This window comes from Phreatobacter sp. GW821-FHT04C01, from assembly GCF_059420385.1.
On record NZ_JBWKTP010000002.1, the window covers coordinates 158208 to 175472 of the forward strand.

Consider the following 17265-nt stretch of genomic DNA (forward strand, 5'->3'; position numbering starts at 1 on the left):
CGCTCGCGAGGGATGCGCCATGACCGCCGAGACGAGCCGCTACGGTCCAGATATCGCGGACGCCACCGCGGAGACGCTGCTGTTCGAAGGTGGGCCACCTCGCCGCGTCCAGAGCTGGATCGGGCTCGTGCGGCCGGGCCGGCCCAATGTGCCGCGCCGGGCGCTGGTCGCGGTGCTGGTCGGCTGGGTGCCGCTGTTCGTGCTCGTCGCGCTTCGATCCGGACCGGCGCAGACGGGCGGGCTCGGCGGGCCGCTGCTCGATTTCGGCCTGCACGCCCGCTCGCTCTGCGCCGCCCCGTTGCTGATCCTGGCGGAGGCCGGCTGCGCGCGGCAGCTCGGCGCCATCATCGGGCATTTCCGCGAGGCACGGCTCGTCCGCGACGCCGATGACGGCCGGTTCGAGCAGGCCTTGTCGTCGACCCGGCGACTGCTCTGGTCGCCACGCGCCGAGCTGGTCACGGCGGTTCTGGCCTTCCTCGCGGTGGTCGCCGTGATGTCCGCGGTTCAGCCGGAACATGTTCCCGCGTGGCAGAAATCCGCCGGCGCGGCCGTCGGCCTGTCGGCGGCCGGCTGGTGGCATGCCCTGGTCAGCCTGCCGCTGCTGCTGCTCCTGTTTTTCGGTTGGCTCTGGCGCCTGGTGCTGTGGACACGCCTGCTCTGGCTGGTGTCGCGGCTTGACCTCAGGCTGGTGGCGTCTCACCCGGATCGTTCCGCCGGCCTGCTGTTCGTCGGCCATTCCCTGCGCGCCTTCGCCGTGGTGGCGCTCGCCACCAGCACGATCGTCGCCGGCCGTTTCATCAACGAGTTCCTGGAGAATACGGCCTTTCCGCCGGCCCAGCAGGTCGCCGCGGTCAGTCCCCTGGTCGTCGTGCTCGGACTGCTGGTCGCGCCGGTCATGATGTTCACCGGCACACTCATCCGCGAAGCCCATCGCGGCGTGTTCGCCTATGGCAGGCTCGCCGGCGAAGTCGGGCAGCAATTCGAAGCGCGATGGATCGCGGGGGACCGCCGGGTCGCCGAAGATGCGCTCGGGGCGCCGGATTTCTCCGCGACCACGGATCTCTATCAGGTGGTCGGCAATGCCCAGTCCATCCGCGTCGTGCCGATCGACCTGCAGAGCGTCGTCATGCTCGTCGCCAGCATGGCGCTGCCCTTCATTCCCGTCCTGCTGATGAAACTGCCGGTCGATGTCGTCCTGCACAGCCTTAAGGGCCTGCTGCTCTAACGCGGGGCCGCCTTCAGCCGAATGGACCGACGTTGAAGGCCATGCTGGCGATCGCGGCAAGGCCGGTCAGGAACAGGAGAAGCCCGACGACCATGGTCAGCGAGACCGGGCCGGCGCGGCCGTCCGGGATCAATCCCGTGGCGATCATCTCCTGCCGTTCCGCCCGCAGCCCGGCCATGAAGCGCACATAGTGGACGAGGCCGATGGCCTGCATGCCGACGCCGAGGAGCACCAGGGTCAGGCCGAAATTGCGCGGTGCCGGACTGCCGCTCGCCAGCAGTCCGGTCTCCCTGAGATGGCCGAAGAACTGGAAGATGGTGAAACCGAAGCCGATCAGCGACAGCGACGTCCGGATCACCGCCATCAATGTCCGCTCGGCAGCCATGCGGGTCCGCTGCAGCGCCATGCCGGTGCGGCAGGCGGCGCTTTGGTCGGAAACAGCGCGACCCATCTGCGGAGCCGAAGATGGTTGATCGGCCATGCGTCACCCGGCTCGGCCGGGCGCGATGGCTCGAGGGCTCCCCGGTTCCGACGCGCAAGGTGCTCCGTGCGCCGGCGCGGGACTATCGGGCCCCGCGCCGGTCGGGCTCGGGGAAAACCCGAGGCCTTGCCGGCGCGGTCATCGTCCGGCTCGTCGCGTCGCGGCCGGACGATGACCGCCGCGGGCTCAGGCCCGCGCTTCGCTCGCCACGTCGCCGACGACCCGGACCCGGACGCGCAGCGAATTGCCCGGCAGATAGGCGATCGGCATGTCCTCGGTCTCGATGGTCTTGAGCGTCGCGCGGTCGGCCCCGGCGCCGGCGGCGCGATCGGCCGCGATGGCGGTGGCCGCAGCGATGGCGTCATTGCGGGTCAGGTCGCGGAAGATCTGGTCGCATTCGCCGGAGACCTGGGCGATCGCCGCGCCCACCGCATTGGCGCAATCGCCATGGGCGACGCGGATCACCCGCGAGACGCCGTCGATCCGGTCGGGGATCAGGAAGGCGCCGCCGCCGACCGCGATCAGCGGCACGTCGCCGGCTTCCGTCTTCATCCGGTCGACGGTCTCCTCGACCATGCGCCTGGCCTCGGCGAAGACGCGGTCGCAGGTCGCGGCGTCGAGATGTGCCACCCTCGCCTTGTCGCCGAGCGGCAGCAGGCCGGAGGCGACCGCAATGTCGGTGGTGGTCAACTGGCCGCCGCCGAAGGCGATGCCGTCCTGGAGCAGGCGATAGCCCACCGACACCGGCCCGATGGCGAGCGGGTCGAGCGTCACGTGGCTGCCGCCGCCGAGCCCGATCGAGACCAGGTCGGGCATGCGGAACAGGGTGCGCACGCCGCCGACCTTGACCACCGAATTGGCCTCGCGCGGGAAGCCGTTGCGGAGCTGACCGATATCGGTGGTGGTGCCGCCGACATCTGCCACCATGGCTTCGTCGAGGCCGGAGAGATAGGCCGCGCCCCGCATCGAATTGGTGGCGCCGGAGGCGAAGCTGTAGACCGGCAGCTTCATCGCCTGGTGGGCTTCGGCCACCGTGCCGTCGTTCTGGGTGATGAACAGCGGTGCGTCGATCCGGCTGTCGCGAATGGCCTGCTCGAAGGCGGCGATGGTCTCGCGGGCGAGATCGGTCAGCGCGGCGTTCAGCAGGCCGGCATTCTCCCGTTCGAGCAGGCCGATGCGGCCGAGCTCGGATGAGCAGGTGATCACCGCGTCGGGGTTTTCCTGAAGCACGATGGCCGCCGCCTCGCGCTCGTGGCTGGGATCGAGCGGCGAGAAGATCGACGAGATCGCGACCGCCGTCAGGCCCCTGGCCTTCATGTCGCGGGCGGCCGCCGTCACCGCGTCGCGGTCGAGCGGCATGAAGGGACGGCCGTCATATTCGTGGCCGCCCTCGACCATCCAGACGCCGCCGCGGACGAGTTCGGCGAGGTCGGCCGGCCAGTCGCAGAAGGGCGGCAGCGAGGCGCTGGCGGGCATGCCGAGGCGCAGCGCCGCGACCCGCGACAGGCTCTTGCGCTGGACCACGGCATTGATGAAGTGGGTGGTGCCGATCATCACCGCGTCGACACGGCCGTCGCGGAGAAGCCCGGTTGCGGCGAGCTTGGCCAGGGCCTCCAGAATTCCGGTCGTGACGTCGGCACTGGTCGCCGCCTTGACGGCGCGGGCGACCTTGCCGTCCTCGATCAGCACGGCGTCCGTATTGGTGCCGCCGACGTCGATGCCAATTCGTCTCATGATGCGAACACGCTCTTGAAGTCGATATCGTAGTTGAAGGCCCGTGGGCCGACATAGGCGAGGCCTGCCGGGGTCAGGAACACCGGCGGCGGCGGCAGGGCGATGACGGTGACGCGCTGGCCGTAGCGAATGGTCTCGGTGCCGACCGCCTCGCCGGTGACGCTGTCGAGCACGCAGATCAGGTCGGGCGACATGGCGATCGGTTCGCCGTCCTGCCAGGCGACGATCCACTCGTTCTGGAAGCTCAGCTCGAGCTTGGTGCCACGCCAGCCGTCGAGGCCGTCGAAGCGGGTCGAGCCGCGCAGGAAGCCTTCGGTCGCCCGGCGCTCCACATCGATGACCTTGCCCTGATAAATGAGCTTGCCCGGCTCGACCGACAGGATGGCGGCGATCGGATCCTCGTGGCGGCGCTGCGCCTCGCGCACCGCATGGCCGATCTTGATCGCCTTGGTGGTGGTGCCGTGAATGCACCACTGCTTGACCTCGGCGCCGGTGCGCGGCGCCTTGCAGGTCGAGGCGATCGAGCCATATTCGGCGCAGACCTTGCGGCTGACCCGCTCCATCCATTTCCAGGTCGGCACTTTTTCGATGACGGCCTCCAGGCCGCGGCAATCGACCGTGCTGAGCGGATAAGGCTTCAGGCCTCCGACCGCGACCGAAGTCATCTGCGCTTCGGGATAGGCGCGGCCCATCATGTCGGCATCGATGACCGGCCGGCCGAGATGGGCCGCCGCCATCAGCGGCTGGATCGCATTGCCGCCGCCGATCTCCAGCGCCATGATGCCGCGAAAGCGGAAGCCGGTATGGTCCTCCATCAGGCTGACGGCGCGGGCAATGGTGCGGCTGTCGGTCAGGCGCTCCTGGCCAACCAGCGGCGCGCCCATGTTGGACACGGCGGCGACCCAGTCGTCGTCGGCGAGCTGGTCGGGCTGCATCAGCTGGACCTTGAGGCCCTCGGCATAGAGCGCCCGCATGTTGAGCAGGCCGTGATAGGAGCTGCCGCCGCCGCCGGTGCCCAGGATCCAGGCGCCGACGGCGAGCGATTCGATATCGTCGAGAGTGATGTCGCGGGTTTCGGTCATGGGGATCTGGTCATGGGGTTTCGCAAGGCGTGACGAAGCGCCAACGCTTCAAGGATAGGCCGTTCGCCCGGGAACGCCGCGATGCGAGCGCCCCGGGGCCGGTGGTTCAGGCCAGCAATTCGTTCATGACGCGGCCGGTGGCGGTGATCGCCAGGATGGTCGGCACCGGCAGGACGGCCTTGACGGCCGCCTTGGTGGCCGGCGTGTAGCTCATGCAATCCATGGCGACGAGGTCGGGCCGCTGCGTGGCCAGGAGCCGCGCGACTGCGGCGGCCTCCTCCGGCGTCGCGCTCGGCTTCAGCGCTTCGGCGACGATCTCCAGGCCGGGCCGGGTCCATTTGGCCTTGAGCTTTTCCGCCTGTTCGGGCAGCGGCACCAAGAGGCCGAGCCGGCCCTGCGGCAGCAGCGCGGTGGCGAGCCCGTTCAGCACACGCGAGGGATAAAGCACGCCCGCGTCCCCGGCCAAGGGCGGAAACTCGCCGGTGCAGGCAAAGACGATGGCGTCACAGCCGTCGGCGCGCAGCAGGCCGAGCGTTTCCGGCGCGCGTTCGATGACGAAGGCCTTGGAGATCTTGACGTCCTGGTCGCCGCGCAGGCGGGTGTAGAGCGTATCGGCGCCGTCAAGCGGCGGCCTCGCCGCGATCGCCTCGTCGGTGAGACCGTCGAGGCAACCGCGCAGGACAACGCGGGTGCCGGCCGGCGCATGGGCGGCGAACAGCGCGGCGATGTCGTCGCGCGGCGCCTGGCCGATAGTGGCCACGCCAAGGGTGCGGGACATGGTCAATTCTCCAGTTGGACGGCGTCGGTCGGGCTCCAGCCGAGGCGGACCTGGTCGCCGATGGCGCGGATCGGCCGGTCGCCGATATTGGTTTCCTTGGCCAGCAATTGCCGGCCGTCGGCCATGATGATGCGATAGAGCGTCTGGCCGCCGAGGAAATTGGCGCTGTCGATCCGGCCGGTCGGGCCAACCGTCGAGGCACCGTCGAGCACGATCTTTTCCGGCCGGACCGCCAGGGTGCGGCCGCCGGGCTGGTCGATCAGATTGATCTCGCCGATGAAGTCGGCGACGAAGCGGGTGCGCGGGCGCTCATAGATGTCGCCGGGCGTGCCGATCTGCTCGATCCGGCCGGCATTCATCACCGCGATCCGGTCGGACATGGCGAGCGCTTCTTCCTGGTCGTGGGTGACGAAGACCAGCGTCACCCCCAGCTCCTTCTGCAACTGCTTCAGCTCGAACTGCATCTGCTGGCGCAGCTTGCGGTCGAGCGCGCCGAGCGGCTCGTCGCAGAGCAGCACCGGCGGACGAATGACGATGGCGCGCGCCAGCGCCACGCGCTGCTGCTGGCCGCCGGAGAGCTGGCCGGGCTTGCGGTCCTCGTAGCCGGTCAAGGCGACCTGGGCGAGCGCCGTGCGGACCCGCTCGGCGATCTCCGGCTTCGGCACGCCGCGCATGCGCAGGCCGAAGGCGACGTTTTCCGCCACCGTGCGGTGCGGGAACAGCGCATAGGACTGGAACACCATGCCCATGTCGCGCTTGTGCACGGGAACGTCGGTGACGTCGCGATCGCCGATCCTGATTCGCCCGGTATCGACCGTCTCGAAGCCGGCGATCATGCGCAGCGTCGTGGTCTTGCCGCAGCCGGACGGCCCGAGCAGGGAGAAGAACTCTCCCGGCGCGATGGTCAGCGAGATGTCGTCGACGGCCCGCACGCGGCCGTCATAGCTCTTGACGATGGCGTCGAGGGTGATCGACGCCGGAGACGAGGGGGCGGTCGGCATCAGCCCCTCAGGATCCGGGCGACGCGCAGGTCGATGTCGTCCTTGCGGGCATTGTACCATTTCCAATCCATCTGGATCAGCTGGGCGACCCTTTCCGGCGTGTTGAACAGCTTGGCCTGATATTTGGCGTCGAGCTGTACCTTGGTGTTGCAGGGCGAATACCAGACGGCTTCGGCGAGCTTCTTCTGCACGTCGGGGCGCAGCATATAGTCGATGAAGGCGTAGGCGAGCTCCTTGACCTTGGAGCCCGGGGTGACGTTCAGCACCTGCTCCAGCGCCAGCACGCCTTCGCTGGGAATGGCGAAGTCGACCGGCTCCGGCGTGCCCTCGTAGCGGTAGACGCCGCTGTCGTGGATGATGCCCATGGTCACTTCGCCCGACAGCAGGGCCTTTTCCATCTGGCCGGTGAAGTCGAACAGCTTGATGGGTTTAAGCGCTTCCAGCGCCTTGTAGGCGGCGTCGAGATCGTCATAGCCGCGGCCATAGAGCTTGCCGAGCAGCATCAGGTGGGCCTGGCCGAGGCTGTTGACCGGGATCAGGTAGCCGCCGCGCTGGCCGGCGAGCTTGGCATCGGCGAGCGCCTTCCAGGAGGTCGGCTTGGCCAGCCCCTTGTCGGTGCGGTAGCCCAGCCCAATGGCGGAGGTGAAGATCGACACGCCGACGATCTTGTCGCTGACCGCGTAGGGGTAGACGTCCTTCAGGTTGGGCACGTCGCGGACGCTCAGCTTGGCGCCGACAATGCCCTCGTCGAAGGCCTTCCACTGCTCGTTGGAATTGGTGTGCAGCACGTCATAGATCGGCGCGTTGCGCGGGCTCGCCTGCAGCTTGGGCAGGAACGGGAAGGCCTGGTCGGCCATGACCGAGCACTTGAACTCGCGCTCGAAGGCCGGCAGCAGGTCGGCCTTCATGATCTCGCCCCACTTGCCGCCCCAGGTGGTGATGTTGAGGGTAGCGGTCTGGGCCTTGAGGATGGACGGCGCGCCGAGCGCGAACATCGCGGCGGCGCCTGCCTTCAGGGCGGAACGCCTGCTGGTCCTTGATGATGTCATGAGAGCCTCCCGTCGGAATCTGGAAATCGAATGGCTTTGTTCAGAGTTTCACATAGGCCTTCAGCCCGATGACCTTCTCCAGCAGCACCACCACCGAGACGGCCATCAGGATCGACACCATCGAGGCGGCGGCGATCGCGCCGTCGAGGTCGAATTTCATGTAGTTGAACAAGACGACCGGCAGCGTCTCGCCCTTGGGCAGCACCAGGAACAGCGAGATCGGGAACTGGTCGAAGGAGACGATGAAGGCGAAGATGCCGCCGGCCACGACGCCCGGCTGGATCAGCGGCAAGGTCACTTCGTAGAAGACCCGCCAGGGCGGCGCGCCGTGGACGGCCGCCGCCTCCTCGATGCGCCGGTCGAAATTGTGCAGCACCGCCAGCGTCGTGCGCAGCACATAGGGCACCGCGACCAGGGTATGGCCCATCACCAGCCCCCAGACCGGCCGGCCGATGCCGGAGAGCAGGTAGAGCTGGAACAGCGCCAGGCCGGTGAGGATCGCCGGCAGCATGAGCGAGGACATGAAGAAGGCGGTCAGGACGCGGCTGCCCGGCAGGTTGCCGCGCGCCAGCCCGAGCGCGCAGAGCCCGCCGATCAGCATCGACAGCACCAGCACGATCACCGCGACCTTCAGGCTGAGCCAGAAGGCGCCCATGAACTCGCTGCTGGTGAAGAATTTCTCGAACCAGCGCAGGGTGATGCCGGTTGGCGGGAACGAGATATAGGGGGTCGGATTGAGCGCGAAGACCGCGACGATGGCGATCGGCGCCAGCAGGAACACCAGGATGGCGCCGTTGAGCGTGTAATAGGCCGTCCGGCCCGGATCGAAACCGCGGCCGCTCATGCCATTTTCTCCCCGCCGGCAAAGCGGCCGAGCACGTTGTTATAGGCGATGATGATGACCAGCGAGACCGCCAGCAGCACCACGCCGAGCGCGCCGGCGAAGCCCAGGTTGAAGCTCGCGCCGACCTGTTGGTAGATCAGCATGGGCAAGGTCAGCACGTCGGTGCCGCCCATCAGGAATGGCGTCACATAGGCGCTGATCGACAAGGCGAAGACCAGCAGCGAGCCGGCCATGATGCCGGGCAGGCTGAGCGGCAAGGTGACTTCCAGAAAGGCGCGGAAGCGGTTGGCGCCGAGATTGCGCGCGGCCTGTTCGAGGCGCTCGTCGATCCGGCCGATCACGCCGGTGAGCGTCAGCACCATGAAGGGCACATAGATGTGGACCAGCGCCACCACCGTGCCGAACTCGTTATACATCAGCTTCAGCGGGTGGTCGGTGAGGCCCCAGGACATCAAGGTGACGTTGATCACGCCGCGATCCTGCAACAGCGTCATCCAGGCGAAGGTGCGCACCACGATGCCGGTCAGCATGGGGGCGATCACCGCCATCAGCAGCAAGGCGTGGCCGGTGCGCGACTGGATCCGCGCCATCCAGTGGGCGAGCGGATAACCGACCAGCAGGGAGACCAGGGTGGTGATCGCGCCGATGCGCAAGGTGGCGACCAGTGCCTCGAAATAGAGCGTGTCGCCGACCAGCCGCTCATAGTGGCGGGTGGTGAAAAAGACGTTCGGATTGGTCGTCGGATTGCCGCTCAGGAACGACAGGAGCGCCATGGCGGCGAAGGGGGCGACGAAAAACACCACGAACAGCAGCAGCGCCGGGCCGATGGCCCAGGCGACCGGCGAAATGGCGGGCCGGGGCGGCCGGATCGTTGCATCAGCCATGGGTCGGTCAGTAGCCACGGGTCGGTCAGTCATGGGCGCGTTCCAGCAAGTCCAGTGCCGACCGTGGCGTGCCGCCGAGCCGGGCTGCCATGTCGAGCAACATGTCGGCGAGTTCCTGTCGCTCCGGCCGCCCGACCTGGGCGGCGGAGAAGGCGAAATAGGGCGAAAAGGGCGTGGTGCCCTCGGGGTCGAGAATGGCGACCGAAATGCCGCTGACGCCGGCGAGCGACTCGTCGTTGGACTCGTCGAAGCCGCGCCGGCGCGTCAGCGCGATGCGCTGCATCAGGGCGTCGAGGTCGTTGGGCGCGCCGGGGCGGGCCGGCGGCGGGAAGGGCGTAAAGCGCCTGGCGATCTCGGCATCGGGCAGGCGCGCCAGCAGGCAGCGGCCGGTCGAATTGGCCCAGGCCGGCCCGCGGGTGCCGGGCGGCGTCACCACCCGCAGCGGATTGGTGCCGGCGCGGCTGCGCAGCACGACGATCTCGGTGCCGTCGAGGATCGAGATCCCCGTCGAATAGCCGGTGCGGGCGGTCAGCGCGCGCAGCTCGGCGTCGACCGCCTCGATCAAGGGTTCGCGCGAGAGATATTGCCGGCTGAGCTCGAGCATCAGGAGGCCGGGCCGGTAGCGGCGGCTGAGCGGGTCGCGCTCCAGAAGGCCATGGGCGGCCATATCCTTGAGCAGGCGCGAGGCCGAGCTCTTCGGCCAGCCCATGGCCGCCGACAGCTCGCCGACCGCGACATCGACACGGTCGCGTTTCAGCCAGTGCAGGACGGCGGCGGCGTTGGCCAGGCTCATCAAAGTTCCATTATTTGCAACTAGGTTGCAATAATCGGAATTCTAGGGCCGAAGCGAAAATCTTGTCAACGGATCAAAGGGCGTAGCTGTGCGATCGGCCGACGGGGCGGCCGCGCGATCTCCGTTGATTGCGAATCCGTCAGGGCGTGATCGTGCGGATCAGCTCTGCGGCCATCGTCGCGGCGCGCTTGCGAATGTCCGGGATCGCGGTGATCTCCCAGTGGCGGCCCCGGGTCGGCGGCCCGAGCGCCAGCAGGCGGGGGGAGGCGGTGCCGGCTCGGCCGAGCAGCGCATCGTCGTCGCCGACGTCGAAGCCGAGACCCAGCGGATCGACGCGCACCAGGCCGTCTCGCGCCAATTGTGCTTGAAGCGGCGCTTCGCCATCGAGGTCGGTGCGCGGGCCGGTACAGTCGATGACCCGGTCGAAGTCATGGACCTCGCGCCGGCCGCTGCCGCGCAGGCCGATGGTGACGCTGGCCGGGCCGGAGGCCGCATCGATCGCCACGACACGCCCGGCGACGATCGAAAGCTGGCCGGCGGCGATGACGGCCTTCAGCCCGCGCCCGACCTGCGGCGGCACGCGATGGCGGTGGACGTCCCACCAGGGCCGCAGATGGCGCAGGAAGCGGCGGCGCTGCCGCTCGTCGAGGCTTTGCCACAGCGCGGCGTTGTGCGGGCGCAGCGCCTGCATGACCGCCTCCCAGCCGGCCCCCGCACGGGCCATGGACCGGAACGCGGCAAGGCGTGCCGAAAGCTCGCCGGCAAACAGGGCGTCGGTGGCGCCAACCACGGCCGGGCGTGGGACCCTGGGGTGGGTCCTGGGCAGCAGCCCGCGCCGCGACAGGGCCACGATCTGTCCCACATGGTCCCGTTCCATCAGCGAGATGACCACGTCGATCATCGTCAGGCCGGTACCGATCAGCAGGACCGGGGCCGTGGCAGCGAGCCCTTCGAGCGCATCCGGGCTCCAGGGGTCGCCGCGCAGGGCAACGCCGCGATCGGTGCTCGGGGCGCGATGGCCGGTCGCCAGAACGGCCAGCCGGGCGAATATCGGCACCGCGCCGCCGATCGTCAGCAGCACGCCGTCGCGGTCCGGCGCCGCCGCGACGACCTCGCCGGCGACGAGGCGCAGCCGTCCGGCGCTTTGCTCGGCGGTGTGCCTCAACATGGCCTGGAGATAGCGTCCATAGGTTTGCCGCGAGACGAAGTCGCCGCTGCCGGCATCGACGCCGAGCCAGCGGACGAAATGATCGGGCTCTTCCGGTAGCGCGCTCATGTCGGCGGCCCGGGTGTTGAGCAGATGGCCCGCGCAGCCCGTGGCATAAGCGAGCCCGAAACCGATATCCGGACCCCGGTCCACCAGGGTCACCCCCAGGCGGCCGGCGGCCTGGCGCATGAGCTGGATCGCGAGCAGGACGCCGCTTGCGCCACCGCCGACAATGGCGATGTCAGTGGGTTGATATTGCATGCCGGGGATCGTGTCCTCTCGCGGAACGGCGCTCCGGCAACCGCCGGCTCTCCCGACGCTGGGCCCGGGCGGGAATAGCGCCAGGTCCATGGGGATCGACGGTTGACACGGCCAGAGTGTTGCGGACGGCGGGAAAGCCGGTTAGCGTTATGTCTGTATGAACATAACGATGCGAGCGGCACGTGTCGATCCTGACAGTCCTCCACCGCCATCAGCACACCGGGATCGGTTCGGTCCTCGACCGGGCGCGCAGCCAGGCGCCGCTCGTCGTCAGCGATCCCAAGGGGCATCGCCGCTCGAAGATCTGGGACATCTCGCCACATTTTCACTGCTCGATCGTCGGCACGTGCCTGAGCGCCGCCGAGTTGCGCCAGTTCTTCGTGAAGCTGGGCGAAGCCGATGCGAAGACCGCGACCGACCACGTCCTGCACGGGCGCGGCGTGCGCGCTGCCGGCCAGCACGATCTCGCCGGCAAGCTGCTGCACAAGGCGCTCGACAAGCGTCACGAGCCGGCGATCAAGCGGTTCGCCAAGGCTTCCACCGTGGCCGAGGTGCGGGAGCTCTGGCTTCAGGCGCTCGATCAAGGCGACATTCCCGGCGCCTATTGGGCCGTGCTGACTCACCCGGCCGCCGATCGCCCGCTGATCCAGGAGGTCTTCGGCGAAGTTCACATGCTGTCGCATATGGTCGGTACCTCCAACCGGGTCGATATCGCGCGCCTGCGCAAGCTCGAACGCGATCTCGGCGAGCGCGACGAGAAGATCGCCCGCCAGGAGGCTCGCCTCATGGCCGCCGCCAATGAGCGGTCCGAACTGTTGCGGCGCGTCGAGGGCCTGGAGATCGAGATATCCAGGCGGGCCGTGTCTGACCAGGCGAGGCCCGACCCGCAGGCCGGCGCGGCGATGTCGGCGCTGGCACAGCGGTTCGATGCCGAGAAGGCGCACGCGCAGGCCCTGGCCGCGCGCCTGAGGGAGGCCGAAGAGCAGGTCCTGGCCGAGCGGAAACGCAATGCCGAACTGGCCGACCGGGAGGATCACCTCCAGGGCGAGCTCTCGGCGCTCGAAGACGCGCTGCGCCTGGGCAGGCCGGACGACGATCGGCCGGCGCCGATCGCGCGGGATCTGCAGGATCTGACCCTGCTCTATGTCGGCGGCCGGCCCAAGCTGCTCGACCAGTTGAAAGTCCTGGCGGCCGGGCGCGGCGGCCTGCTGCTCGCCCATGACGGCGGGATCGAGGACAATGCCGCCTTGCTGCCAGGTTTGATCAGCCAGGCGGACGCCGCCTTCTTTCCGGTCGATTGCATCAGCCATCACGCCGCCGGCCAGGTGAAGAAGCTCTGCCGGGATGCGGGCAAGCCGTACATCCCGCTGCGCACGGCGAGCCTTGCCAGTTTCGTCGCCGCCATCGCCGCGCCGGATCGCTTCGCGCGAGCGGCGGAGGCGACGGCCGCGGCCTGAGCCCGGAAGCGAGGACGGCGATGACGGAGCAGGCGAGGCCCAGGTTCCGCAGGCCCAAGTTCCACGGCGATTGCGATGTCGCGGCCATGGTCTATGGCCCCGGCGACAATCCGGATCTCGTGCTGCGCGGTTTCGTTCGTCACCTGCTGGGGCAAGGCTTCGACGCACTCGGCGTCGTCCAGCGCCGCCGCCCGGGCGAGCCGGGTCCTGGCGGCGCGGCCGAGTTCATCCTGGTTCCCGATGACGACGAGCCCGGCGACGCGGCGGGCGCGGAAAAGGCCGTCACCGCGGCCTGCGGCACGGCCTTGCAGAGCATCGGCGCCCGCTTGTCCCTGGCATTGAGGCGACGGCCCGACATCGTCATCCTCAATCGCTACGGATCCCTGGAAATGGCGGGGGCGGGGCTGCTCGAGGTCCTGGCGGACGCGATCGAGCGCGACATTCCGGTGCTGATCGCCGTTCCCGAGGGGTTGTTCGGATCCTGGCTCCGGATGGCGGAGGGTCTCGCGGTGAAGCTGAGGCCGGACCGGCCGAGCCTCGAGGCCTGGTGGCGCTCCCTCGGAAAGGCCGCGTCGGACGTCGCCCCGGGCGCGACCTTCTGCGAACGCTACAAGTGATCGCCGCCGGTCGCCGGATCGCGCGGCCTGGATTGCGGATTCGCTATATCCAGTGACATATAGCGCGATGCCGGCCGCGCGGTCTTCGCGTGGGCCCGGGACGAGCGAGGCCAATATGCGGAGCGGGATTTTCGCCAGGCGCCGAACCGGCGCCATCGTGCTGGCGACGATGCTGGCGTTGCAGTTCAGCGCGGTTGCCGCCGTCGCGCAGCCATTGCGGATCCTGGCCGCCGGCAGCCTCGGCGCGCCGCTCAAGGACGTCATCGCCGCCTCCGGCGTGGCCGCCGAGGCGGTTTTCGGGCCCTCGGGTTCGCTGCGCCAAAGGCTCGAGGGCGGTGAGCCGGCCGACCTGTTCCTGTCGGCGGACCTGGCGCATCCGCGCCTTCTGGCCGCGGCCGGCCGCGCCGCGCCAGTCGTGGCCTTCGCCCGCAACAAGCTCTGCGTCCTGTCGCGGACGAGCCTCGGCCTGACCGACGAGAACCTGGTCACCCGCCTCATCGATCCAGCCGTGCGGCTCGCCACCTCGACGCCCGGCGCGGATCCCGGCGGCGACTATGCCTGGCAGGTCTTCGCGCGGGCGGAAGCCGTTCGGGCTGGTGCCAGGAAGGTGCTGGAAGACAAGGCGCTGCAACTGGTCGGAGGGCCGAATTCTCCGGCGCCGCTGCCGGGACGGACGGCCGCCGCCTCGATCTTCGTTGCCGACAAGGCCGATATCCTCCTGTCCTATTGCAGTGGCCATGCCGAGGTCATGCGCGATGTGCCCGGCCTGGTGTCGCGGCGCCTGCCGGCAACACTCGACGTGACCGCGGTCTACGGCCTGGCGGCCATGTCGGAGCGGCCCGAGGCCCGGCGCTTCGCCCTGTTCCTGCTCTCGGAGGCCGGCCAGTCCATCCTGGCGCGCCATGGCCTGCTGCCGGTGGTCGAGACCGACCCGGCGGCCGGGCGGGTTGCCGAACCGGCGCCCGCGCATGCGGCTCCGGGTCTGCTGCTCGAGCGCAAGGACGGCACCTCGGTGGCGCTGACGCTCGATCGCCTCGCGGCTTTCACCCAGACGACCCAGCGGGTGACGCAGCGCACCGGCCGCGGCGAGGAGACGACGGAATGGAGCGGGCCGCTGCTCTGGGACGTCCTGACGACATCGGGGGTGATCGATCCGGCGAGGCACGGCGACCACCCGCGCATGACCCTGCGCGCGGTCGGCAAGGACGGCTACACGGTGGCGGTCGCGGTTGCCGAGCTGTCGCCGGAATTCGCCGGCAAGCCGGTCATCATCGCCAACCGGCTGAACGGCGCCGCCTTGCCGAACCAGGGCTTGCGGCTGGTGGTGCCCGGCGATCGGCGGGCCGGCCGCTCGGTCCGCGACCTGGTGCGGATCAGCGTCGACTGACGGCCCCGCCCGCGGGCAGGGATCACATGCCCGCAGCCGCGAGCAGCGGCAGGATCGTCTCGCGCAGCAAGGGAGCAAGCTTCGCCTCGCCAGGGGCTTGCGGATCGAGCCAGATGATCTCCTCGATCTCGGCCGCCGGCGCGACCGGACCGCTCAGCGCGACCTCGTAGACGAGCGCGTCCACGGAGCGTCCGGCTTCGTTCGCGGCCGAGGCGCTGAACCGCCCGCGGAAGATCGCCGCGGTCGGGTCGAAGGCTGCTCCCAATTCCTCGGCGATTTCCCGCCGGAGCGCCTGGATCGGCGTCTCCGCCGCTTCGAGCTTGCCGCCGGGCTGAATGAAGGTCTCGGTTCCGCGCTTGCGAACGAGCAGAATGTGGCCACGCCGGTCGCGCGCGATGGCGGTGACGATACGGATTGGATGATGGTTCATCGCCGGCGCCCGAGCAGTGATCGTCGCGTCAAGGTGCGATGTTCAGGCGCGCCCGACAATCAGTTTCAGCGAACCTTCGAAGACCGGCTGCCGGCGCAGGTGGCCATGTCCCTGGTCCCACAGGCCGCTGTCGAGATCACGCCGCAGGTCGGCGGCGAAACGGTCGCCAAGGGTCGGGTCGACGAAGCTCCAGGCCGAGTTGGCGAGGCGGGCGCCGGGATCGAGCAGCAGCTCGGGCCGGCCATAATAAGCCTCGCCGAAACCGTCGGTGCAATGCAGGGGGATCGGCACCGAGGTCACCGTGCTGGTCTCGCCGAGGATGGCCGCGATCGTCTCGATGGGGGGATAGCGCCGCGCTTCGACGGCGATCACCGCCGGGGCATAGGACACGAGCCAGAAGCGGTCGAGTTCGGCCGGATCGCAGGTCAGGACAATGACAGGCCCACGCGTCACGCGGCGCATTTCGATCAGGCCAGCCGCCAGGTCTGGCCATTGGTGAACCGTGAAGGTCGCCATGCTCGCGTCGAAGCTGCGATCGGCAAAGGGCAGGTTCTGGGCGACGGCATCGACCGCCCGCGGCAAATGGGCCGGCCGCTGCGCCCGCATCGAAGCCGAAGGCTCGACCGCGGTGACCTGGCGGTCGATCGGTTCATAGGAACCGGCGCCGGCACCGACATTCAGGACCGTGCGGGCATGGCCCAGGGCTGCTCCGATGACGGCCGCAATGGCGGGATCGGGCTGGCGATACCTGGCATAGTCGATGCCGATGACGCCGTAATTCGCATCGCCGGCACTGCCGTCGTCATGCCTGTTCGACACTCTCGCACCTCATTCGCGGACGTTTCGCATCGGTTTTGGTTCGGCGGTTCGGCCGGCTTCAGAACGACTGCCGGGATCCATGCGTCCGGTGGGCGCGCCGATGGCCGGCATCGCTGGAGCGGGGTGCGCGCGCTTCCACGAATGTCTTGCGCCGCAACGCGCTGGTAAGCCATGCCAGAACCAGGAACAGGACCCAGGTCACGATCATCGTCTTGTTCCTTTTTCGTCTGCGACCGTTTTCACGAGGCGACAAAGGCGCTCTTTTGCTCTGGCGGGAAAGCGATATGATCGAACAGAACTTGTTCGGAAAACTCACATGGCTCGCCGGCTTCCGTCGCTCAATGCCCTGCGTGCCTTCGAGGCCGCGGGCCGCCTCGGCCGCATGACCCTGGCGGCGGAGGAATTGCACGTGACCCACAGCGCGGTCAGCCGCCAGGTGCAGCATCTGCAGGATGTCCTGGGCGTTGCCCTGTTCGAGGGGCCAAAGAATGCGCTGCGCCTGACGGAGGCCGGGCGGCGCTTGCTGCCGGGGCTCGTTTCGGCCTTCGACCAGATGGACATGGCGATCCGCCTGGTCGCCGATACCGAGGACGGCCCGCTCGACGTCTCCTGCCCCGGCACCTTCACCATGCGCTGGCTGATCCCGCGGCTCTATCGTTTTCAGGCCGCCCATCCCGGCATCGAGGTCCGGCTGACCGCTTCGGCCGGCCCGGTCGATTTCGGCCGCGACGGTTTCGACGTGGCGATCCGTGCCGGGGCCGGCCCCTGGCCGGATGGCGCCGAGGTCATCCACCTCTTCGCCGAGCAGATCGGCCCGGTTGTGGCGCCGTCGCTGGTGCGATCGGCGCCTCCGGTTCTTGCCGGCGTTACGCTGCTGCACGCGCGTACGCGGCCCCGGTCCTGGCCGGATTGGTGCGCGCGCTCCGGCATCGCGATCGAGGATGGAGCGGGCACCACCTACGAGCACTTCTATTTCATGCTGGAGGCGGCCACCGCCGGGCTCGGCGTCTGCATCGCGCCCTGGCCCTTCGTCTCCGACGACATTCGGGCCGGCCGGCTGATCGCGCCCCACGGGTTCATCGCCGGCGGCCAGGACTATGTCGCGCTCAGACGCCCGCGACGGCACCGCAAATCGTCGCTGTTCTGCGCCTGGCTTCAGCACGAGGCGCAGCAGTTCGACGCTTCGTCGCGATGATCCCGTGGCGCCGCGACCCGG

The 17265-nt window shown here is 68.9% G+C and carries 18 protein-coding genes; 5 read left to right on the forward strand and 13 right to left on the reverse strand.

Annotated elements, in window-relative coordinates; translation table 11 throughout:
* Positions 1-19: 19 nt before the first annotated feature.
* Entirely contained in the window at positions 20-1225 is a 1206-nt protein-coding gene (locus tag AC07WJ_RS07770; protein WP_494933988.1) for a hypothetical protein, read from the forward strand.
* A gap of 13 nt (positions 1226-1238) precedes the next feature.
* On the opposite strand, the gene AC07WJ_RS07775 is transcribed toward AC07WJ_RS07770, so the two are convergent.
* The 10 genes from AC07WJ_RS07775 to AC07WJ_RS07820 form a co-directional block, all read right to left on the reverse strand.
* Positions 1239-1676 (reverse strand): YidH family protein, encoded by a 438-nt coding sequence (locus AC07WJ_RS07775; RefSeq protein ID WP_494933989.1) that lies wholly within the window; start codon positions 1674-1676, stop codon positions 1239-1241.
* 216 nt (positions 1677-1892) lie between these two features.
* Complete coding sequence (locus AC07WJ_RS07780; RefSeq protein WP_494933990.1) at positions 1893-3440, reverse strand: hydantoinase/oxoprolinase N-terminal domain-containing protein; 1548 nt, start codon at positions 3438-3440, stop codon at positions 1893-1895.
* Entirely contained in the window at positions 3437-4522 is a 1086-nt protein-coding gene (locus AC07WJ_RS07785) for an S-methyl thiohydantoin desulfurase family protein (RefSeq protein WP_494933991.1), read from the reverse strand. Before AC07WJ_RS07785 ends, AC07WJ_RS07780 begins: the two co-directional genes overlap by 4 nt.
* A gap of 106 nt (positions 4523-4628) precedes the next feature.
* Complete coding sequence (locus tag AC07WJ_RS07790; RefSeq protein WP_494933992.1) at positions 4629-5300, reverse strand: AroM family protein; 672 nt, start codon at positions 5298-5300, stop codon at positions 4629-4631.
* Positions 5301-5302: 2 nt separating this feature from the next.
* Positions 5303-6301: an ABC transporter ATP-binding protein gene (locus tag AC07WJ_RS07795; protein ID WP_494933993.1), complete on the reverse strand. Its 999-nt coding sequence runs from the start codon at positions 6299-6301 to the stop codon at positions 5303-5305.
* On the reverse strand, positions 6301-7350 hold the full coding sequence (locus AC07WJ_RS07800; RefSeq protein ID WP_494933994.1) for an extracellular solute-binding protein: 1050 nt from the start codon (positions 7348-7350) through the stop codon (positions 6301-6303). The genes AC07WJ_RS07795 and AC07WJ_RS07800 overlap by 1 nt, the downstream gene beginning before the upstream one ends.
* 40 nt (positions 7351-7390) lie before the next feature.
* Positions 7391-8194 carry an ABC transporter permease gene (locus tag AC07WJ_RS07805; protein ID WP_494933995.1) on the reverse strand — a complete coding sequence of 268 codons (804 nt, stop codon included), beginning with the start codon at positions 8192-8194 and terminating at the stop codon, positions 7391-7393.
* Entirely contained in the window at positions 8191-9078 is an 888-nt protein-coding gene (locus AC07WJ_RS07810; protein WP_494933996.1) for an ABC transporter permease, read from the reverse strand. The genes AC07WJ_RS07805 and AC07WJ_RS07810 overlap by 4 nt, the downstream gene beginning before the upstream one ends.
* A 25-nt stretch (positions 9079-9103) precedes the next feature.
* Positions 9104-9871, reverse strand: a complete 768-nt coding sequence (locus AC07WJ_RS07815; protein WP_494933997.1) for an IclR family transcriptional regulator — start codon at positions 9869-9871, stop codon at positions 9104-9106.
* Between the two features lie 139 nt (positions 9872-10010).
* Positions 10011-11339 carry an FAD/NAD(P)-binding protein gene (locus tag AC07WJ_RS07820; protein WP_494933998.1) on the reverse strand — a complete coding sequence of 443 codons (1329 nt, stop codon included), beginning with the start codon at positions 11337-11339 and terminating at the stop codon, positions 10011-10013.
* A 182-nt stretch (positions 11340-11521) separates the two neighbouring features.
* On the opposite strand from AC07WJ_RS07820, the gene AC07WJ_RS07825 reads away from it, so the two are divergent.
* The 3 genes from AC07WJ_RS07825 (at position 11522) to AC07WJ_RS07835 (ending at position 14800) form a co-directional block, all read left to right on the forward strand.
* Positions 11522-12796 (forward strand): DUF2325 domain-containing protein, encoded by a 1275-nt coding sequence (locus AC07WJ_RS07825; protein WP_494933999.1) that lies wholly within the window; start codon positions 11522-11524, stop codon positions 12794-12796.
* Positions 12797-12816: 20 nt separating this feature from the next.
* Entirely contained in the window at positions 12817-13413 is a 597-nt protein-coding gene (locus tag AC07WJ_RS07830) for a DUF2478 domain-containing protein (RefSeq protein WP_494934000.1), read from the forward strand.
* 115 nt (positions 13414-13528) lie between these two features.
* Positions 13529-14800: an extracellular solute-binding protein gene (locus AC07WJ_RS07835; RefSeq protein ID WP_494934001.1), complete on the forward strand. Its 1272-nt coding sequence runs from the start codon at positions 13529-13531 to the stop codon at positions 14798-14800.
* A 22-nt stretch (positions 14801-14822) separates the two neighbouring features.
* Here the strand turns inward: AC07WJ_RS07835 and AC07WJ_RS07840 are convergent, their stop codons facing one another.
* Genes AC07WJ_RS07840 through AC07WJ_RS07850 form a run of 3 tightly spaced genes read right to left on the reverse strand, consistent with a single transcriptional unit; the run spans position 14823 to position 16257 of the window.
* The gene (locus tag AC07WJ_RS07840) at positions 14823-15230 is read right to left on the reverse strand and encodes an NUDIX hydrolase (protein WP_494934002.1); all 408 of its coding nucleotides are present in this window, start codon (positions 15228-15230) and stop codon (positions 14823-14825) included.
* 42 nt (positions 15231-15272) lie between these two features.
* On the reverse strand, positions 15273-16049 hold the full coding sequence (locus tag AC07WJ_RS07845; protein ID WP_494934003.1) for a class I SAM-dependent methyltransferase: 777 nt from the start codon (positions 16047-16049) through the stop codon (positions 15273-15275).
* A gap of 58 nt (positions 16050-16107) precedes the next feature.
* Positions 16108-16257 (reverse strand): hypothetical protein, encoded by a 150-nt coding sequence (locus tag AC07WJ_RS07850; RefSeq protein WP_494934004.1) that lies wholly within the window; start codon positions 16255-16257, stop codon positions 16108-16110.
* Between the two features lie 108 nt (positions 16258-16365).
* Here AC07WJ_RS07850 and AC07WJ_RS07855 point away from each other — a divergent pair, with 108 nt between their 5' ends.
* Complete coding sequence (locus AC07WJ_RS07855; RefSeq protein WP_494934005.1) at positions 16366-17244, forward strand: LysR substrate-binding domain-containing protein; 879 nt, start codon at positions 16366-16368, stop codon at positions 17242-17244.
* The last annotated feature ends 21 nt before the right edge of the window (positions 17245-17265 follow it).

Excerpts from the sequence above, each read along its gene's own strand:
- AC07WJ_RS07815 (WP_494933997.1), bottom strand. The coding sequence starts at position 9,871 with ATGAGCCTGGCCAACGCCGCCGCCGTCCTGCACTGGCTGAAACGCGAC.
- AC07WJ_RS07810 (WP_494933996.1), bottom strand. The coding sequence starts at position 9,078 with ATGGCTGATGCAACGATCCGGCCGCCCCGGCCCGCCATTTCGCCGGTC.
- AC07WJ_RS07800 (WP_494933994.1), bottom strand. The coding sequence starts at position 7,350 with ATGACATCATCAAGGACCAGCAGGCGTTCCGCCCTGAAGGCAGGCGCC.
- AC07WJ_RS07775 (WP_494933989.1), bottom strand. The coding sequence starts at position 1,676 with ATGGGTCGCGCTGTTTCCGACCAAAGCGCCGCCTGCCGCACCGGCATG.
- AC07WJ_RS07840 (WP_494934002.1), bottom strand. The coding sequence starts at position 15,230 with ATGAACCATCATCCAATCCGTATCGTCACCGCCATCGCGCGCGACCGG.
- AC07WJ_RS07855 (WP_494934005.1), top strand. The coding sequence starts at position 16,366 with ATGGCTCGCCGGCTTCCGTCGCTCAATGCCCTGCGTGCCTTCGAGGCC.
- AC07WJ_RS07770 (WP_494933988.1), top strand. The coding sequence starts at position 20 with ATGACCGCCGAGACGAGCCGCTACGGTCCAGATATCGCGGACGCCACC.
- AC07WJ_RS07780 (WP_494933990.1), bottom strand. The coding sequence starts at position 3,440 with ATGAGACGAATTGGCATCGACGTCGGCGGCACCAATACGGACGCCGTG.
- AC07WJ_RS07835 (WP_494934001.1), top strand. The coding sequence starts at position 13,529 with ATGCGGAGCGGGATTTTCGCCAGGCGCCGAACCGGCGCCATCGTGCTG.
- AC07WJ_RS07805 (WP_494933995.1), bottom strand. The coding sequence starts at position 8,194 with ATGAGCGGCCGCGGTTTCGATCCGGGCCGGACGGCCTATTACACGCTC.
- AC07WJ_RS07820 (WP_494933998.1), bottom strand. The coding sequence starts at position 11,339 with ATGCAATATCAACCCACTGACATCGCCATTGTCGGCGGTGGCGCAAGC.
- AC07WJ_RS07850 (WP_494934004.1), bottom strand. The coding sequence starts at position 16,257 with ATGATCGTGACCTGGGTCCTGTTCCTGGTTCTGGCATGGCTTACCAGC.
- AC07WJ_RS07785 (WP_494933991.1), bottom strand. The coding sequence starts at position 4,522 with ATGACCGAAACCCGCGACATCACTCTCGACGATATCGAATCGCTCGCC.
- AC07WJ_RS07830 (WP_494934000.1), top strand. The coding sequence starts at position 12,817 with ATGACGGAGCAGGCGAGGCCCAGGTTCCGCAGGCCCAAGTTCCACGGC.
- AC07WJ_RS07795 (WP_494933993.1), bottom strand. The coding sequence starts at position 6,301 with ATGCCGACCGCCCCCTCGTCTCCGGCGTCGATCACCCTCGACGCCATC.
- AC07WJ_RS07790 (WP_494933992.1), bottom strand. The coding sequence starts at position 5,300 with ATGTCCCGCACCCTTGGCGTGGCCACTATCGGCCAGGCGCCGCGCGAC.